The organism is Acinetobacter sp. AKBS16, assembly GCF_002899995.1.
GTDB lineage: Bacteria > Pseudomonadota > Gammaproteobacteria > Pseudomonadales > Moraxellaceae > Acinetobacter > Acinetobacter baumannii.
Genome location: NZ_POYH01000078.1, coordinates 11,082 through 15,729 on the forward strand (window position 1 = coordinate 11,082; position 4,648 = coordinate 15,729).

At 37.0% G+C, this 4,648-nt stretch carries 6 protein-coding genes; 2 read left to right on the top strand and 4 right to left on the bottom strand.

Annotated elements, in window-relative coordinates:
* The coding region (locus C1642_RS13665; RefSeq protein ID WP_228153888.1) for a D-amino acid dehydrogenase at positions 1–1,013 on the top strand (1,013 nt) is incomplete at its 5' end.
* Between the two features lie 46 nt (positions 1,014–1,059).
* Here the strand turns inward: C1642_RS13665 and C1642_RS13670 are convergent.
* A complete protein-coding gene (locus C1642_RS13670) occupies positions 1,060–1,704 on the bottom strand; it encodes a hypothetical protein (protein WP_001139839.1) in 645 nt (214 codons plus the stop codon).
* Positions 1,705–1,807: 103 nt separating this feature from the next.
* Here C1642_RS13670 and ispF point away from each other — a divergent pair, with 103 nt between their 5' ends.
* Positions 1,808–2,290 (top strand): 2-C-methyl-D-erythritol 2,4-cyclodiphosphate synthase, encoded by a 483-nt coding sequence (gene ispF / locus C1642_RS13675; protein WP_000226512.1) that lies wholly within the window; start codon positions 1,808–1,810, stop codon positions 2,288–2,290.
* Here the strand turns inward: ispF and C1642_RS13680 are convergent.
* The 3 genes from C1642_RS13680 to adeN all read right to left on the bottom strand — a co-directional run.
* Positions 2,287–2,811, bottom strand: a complete 525-nt coding sequence (locus tag C1642_RS13680) for a protein tyrosine phosphatase family protein (RefSeq protein WP_000209132.1) — start codon at positions 2,809–2,811, stop codon at positions 2,287–2,289. The two genes, ispF and C1642_RS13680, sit on opposite strands and share 4 nt — an antisense overlap.
* 193 nt (positions 2,812–3,004) lie before the next feature.
* Positions 3,005–3,925, bottom strand: coding sequence for an ornithine carbamoyltransferase (gene argF / locus C1642_RS13685; RefSeq protein ID WP_001207983.1), 921 nt, complete (start codon positions 3,923–3,925; stop codon positions 3,005–3,007).
* A gap of 112 nt (positions 3,926–4,037) precedes the next feature.
* Positions 4,038–4,648, bottom strand: a 611-nt coding sequence (adeN, locus tag C1642_RS13690; protein WP_103236449.1) for a multidrug efflux transcriptional repressor AdeN, incomplete at its 5' end; no start/stop codon positions are given.

A 4,648-nucleotide genomic window follows, 5' to 3' on the forward strand; every position in this document is an offset into this window, starting at 1 on the left:
TGAATCCTTCTTTTAGCCTACATAAATATAGTTGGTTGGTTGAGTTTTTGTCTCATATTAAAAATTATGAAGCCAATACAATAGAAACCGTTCGCTTGGCATTGCTTGCGCGTAAGCGCTTGTTTGACGTAGCTGAAAAAGAGCAGCTTCAATTTGATTTGGAGAAACGCGGTATTCTTCATATGTATCATACTAAGGATGATTATGACATCGCCAAGCGAGTTAATGATGTTTTAAATAAAGGGACTTTAGAACGTTACTCGGTTTCACCTGAGGAAATGAAATCAATCGAACCTTCTTTAACGGGTGAGTACTTTGGTGGCTATTACACACCAAGCGATGCAACCGGTGATATCCATAAATATTCAACCTCTTTAGCTGAAAAGACTAAACAATATGGCGTTCAGTACAAATTCGGTTTGGAAGTTACTGATATTAAGTGTCATACAGATAAAGTGGTACTGAATTGTCAGCCAAGTGCTGAGCATCCGCATCTTTCCCAAACAGACAGCTTTCAATTAGAAGGTGATGTTCTGGTGGTTTGTGGTGGTGTAGGAAGTTATCAGTTGGCTGATATGATTGGTGAACGTGTAAATGTTTATCCGGTCAAAGGTTATTCAATTACCGTCCAATTAAAAGATGAAAAAAGTATAAAAAATGCACCGTGGGTGAGTTTGTTGGATGAGAGCGCTAAAATTGTAACGTCTCGTTTAGGACCAGATCGTTTACGTGTAGCAGGTACGGCCGAGTTTAATGGTTATAATCGAGATATTCGAGCCGACCGTATTCAACCTTTGGTAAATTGGGTAAACCGCAATTTTGACATTTCAACTGAGCATGTTGTGCCTTGGGCGGGTTTAAGACCAATGATGCCTAATATGTTGCCAGTTGTGAAACAGTCTAAACAGTCTCGAGTTTTCTATAATACGGGACATGGTCATCTAGGCTGGACTTTGTCAGCAGCTACAGCTGTTTTGGTGAGTCAAGACATTCAACAAAAGTATCCAGCATAAAAAGAAAAGCCAGTGTCTATGCACTGGCTTTTTTATTTTATATTCACTAGTCGTACAGACGATAAATTCCTGTGAAGCGCTCACAACCTTTTTGCTGGGTTTTTACGATGAGCAGTGCTTTCTGAAAGTCAAATTTATATTTACAGTTATGTTCATTATCTAAAATTTCACTTTTCTGTTCAGGAGAGCTGTATGCCATAAGTGAAACCGTTTGGGTTTCTTTTCGGTTATTCGGATTACGGTAAGCTAAACCTTCAATTTTGATTTTATCTTTAGCAAGTTGATGTATTTGTAAATGAACGGGCTGAGATGCAATATGTCCATTTTCAAATTTAAGATAATGCTGAGTTAGTGTTTGTTTAAGTGAAGCATAAAAATTTAAATCATCACCACGTACATCAAACTGTTGTTGAACACATGAATTGGTTTTGCATTGTTGTGTTTGTCTAAGCCACAATGTTTGAGTATCTTGTAGAAGCTGCAGTGGGGCATCTGTGACCAAGTATGCAGAAAGATATTTATTGTTGAGCTGCTTTCGTGCTTCGCTAAAGGTTTTTGAACAGATTTTTAGCTCTGCTTTTGAGTTGGAGCAGTCGATAGATTCTGCAAAAACAAGCGATGAGCATAAACAACTCAATGTCACGACAAAACTTAATCTTTTCAATTGATTCATATCAGTATTCGACGGCATGATCGCTTATACTTTCAGTCTACTTTGCTAAGTGTACTATAGCGAAACACGACGGTTGAATACAAGATTTCTTAAGCTTTTATAATAGAAGGGAAGAGTTTATATGGTTGCTCAAATTCGTATTGGACAAGGAATGGATGTGCATGCCTTTGAAGAGGGTAACTTCGTAACCTTAGCTGGCGTTCAAATTCCGCATACGCATGGTTTGAAGGCACATTCTGATGGCGATGTCGTGCTACATGCATTATGTGATGCCTTGCTAGGTGCTCTAGCACTTGGTGATATTGGTCAGCATTTTCCGGATACAGATCCAGAATTTAAAGGAGCGGATAGCCGTGTTCTACTTAAACATGTTTATCAATTAATATTAGACCGAGGTTATCATTTAAATAATGCTGATATTACGGTAGCTTGTGAGCGTCCTAAATTGGCCAAATACAATTTGGAAATGCGTCAAAGCATTGCAGATGTTTTAAATGTAGATTTAAATCAAATTAGTATCAAAGCGACCACAACCGAAAAACTTGGATTTACTGGTCGCCAAGAAGGAATTTTAGCAACAGCGACGGTGTTAATATCTCATTAAACTAAATCATTGGTTTGTTGCAAAGACTGTTGAAGTTCTAAGGTAGCCTTACGGCCTTGAAGCTGTAAGGTAATACTATGAATGAGTCCTGTCCATGTTTCATTTGGCTCCCAAATCTCATGAAGCAAATCCTGACAGGTTGGCATATCCATATTCATATAAAATTGTCTGTAGACATACATAAGACAACTTACGCGTTTATTTTTGGCACAATGTATCCAAACAATTTCATTCTGCACTAAATGATCAATCAAATCTAAAACTAATAAGCATTGGTCAGAAGAGGGTGTTTCCCAGTCAATTGGAATATGAATATAATTTAAACCATATTCTAGACAGACCTGATCCTCATTTTTAATACTATCTGGTGAATTCGATAAAGCTAAATTTACAACAGTACTACAACCATACTCTTTAATGAGTTTAAGTTGTTCAATAGAAGGTTGTGCTGAACTAAATAAATGTTCATGAATGATCGAAAATGCAGGGATTTCAGATAATGATTGTTCAAGGGTTGTCATAATCGCACTCTACACGAGTAGGCTTGGCTTATTGTGTAGAATGTTATACACGATTATGTGTGACAGTTGAAATATAGACTGTTTATATATTGGGCAACATCATAAAAATTTTTAAAATAATAAATGAGGGGAATAGGGATCTTATAAAAATAAAAAAACAGCACCTTAACGATGCTGTTTTTTGAATTAGAAATTAAGCTTTTTTCAAATTTTCGTTGAGTAAAAATTCCATTAAAGCTTTTTGTGCATGCAGACGGTTTTCTGCTTCGTCCCATACGACGGCATTTTTATGGTCGAGCATGGTTTCAGAAATTTCTTCACCACGATGAGCAGGTAAGCAGTGCATGAATAAACAGTCCGGGTGTGCAAGTCCCATTAATTTCTCGTTAACCTGAAAATCAGCAAAGGCTTTTTCACGAAGCTTCTGTTCTTCTTCTTGTCCCATGCTTGCCCATACATCTGTAACGATAAGATCAGCATTTACAGCCGCATCTTCCGCATTATCAAAAAGTTCAACACAATGCCCAAACTCTGCTAAAAATTCAGGTTTAGGTTCATAACCTTTTGGTGATGCAATCTTGAGTTTGAAACCCATCATGTGTGCAGCTTCAATGTATGAATTACACATATTATTGCCATCACCAATCCAAGCTACGGTTTTGCCTTCAATGCTGCCGCGATGTTCAATATAAGTTTGTAAATCTGCAAGTAACTGACAAGGATGGTGATCGTCAGTTAAGCCGTTAATAACGGGAACTTTTGAATAAGATGCAAAACGTTCAACAATATCGTGACCAAAAGTACGAATCATTACGATATCAAGCATGCTTGAAATAACACGTGCTGAATCTTCAATCGGTTCACCACGGCCTAATTGCGTATCACGTGGTGATAAGAAAATGGCACTACCACCAAATTGATTAATACCGGCTTCAAAAGAAATACGAGTGCGTGTGCTCGATTTTTCAAAAATCATTCCCAATACTTTACCAACAAAAGGTTGATATACCTTATTGCTTTGCTGCATTTTCTTAAGTTCGCTTGCGCGTTCTAAAATGCGATTAAGTTCTAGAGTGGATAGATCACGTAAAGTCAGGAAATGTCTTAGAGCCATGTAGCTACTCCATAATAATTGTTTTGAATTACAACAATTATCTGTTGTTGGCTGGGTGGAAGTGGGAAAAAAGAAGTCTACTATACTATAAGCATTTCAAAATGCAAAAGAATTAGACTTTATGATGCCCCTTTAAGAAAATATCAACACAATAGTTAATATAATCAATAACTTCCGTTTCATTAGGTGGGAGAGGCATTCCCATAATCATTCGCCATTCAATATCACGTAAAATTCCAAAATACATAAGAGAGGAATGATCAGGAGATGTACAGGTAATTTCACCTGATTGATGAGATATGAGTAAGGCTTGAGCAATTGTATTTTGGACATCCAGAGCACATTTTTCATATAAGTATTGGCTCAAAGTTGCATTACATTGAGTTTGTTCAATAACCAAACGTAAAAAGGCAATGTGTTCAGGTTGAATAATGTGCTTATAAAAACGGATGAGAGTTTGGATTAAATAATCTTTTAAAGAAGTTTGCTCTGGTTGAAATGCAATGCAGATATCTTTAAAAAACATTTCACGGCGATAATCGCAGATTGCAGTAAATAAGCCATCTTTATTACCGAAGTATTTATAAATAGAGGTTTTTGAACCACCAGCATGATTAACGATGTCGTCAAGAGAGACAGCATCATATCCTTTTTCCAAAAACAGCTCGGTTGCGCTTAGCAATAGAGCTAAACGACGTTCTATACCGCGGCGTGTTTGGGGTT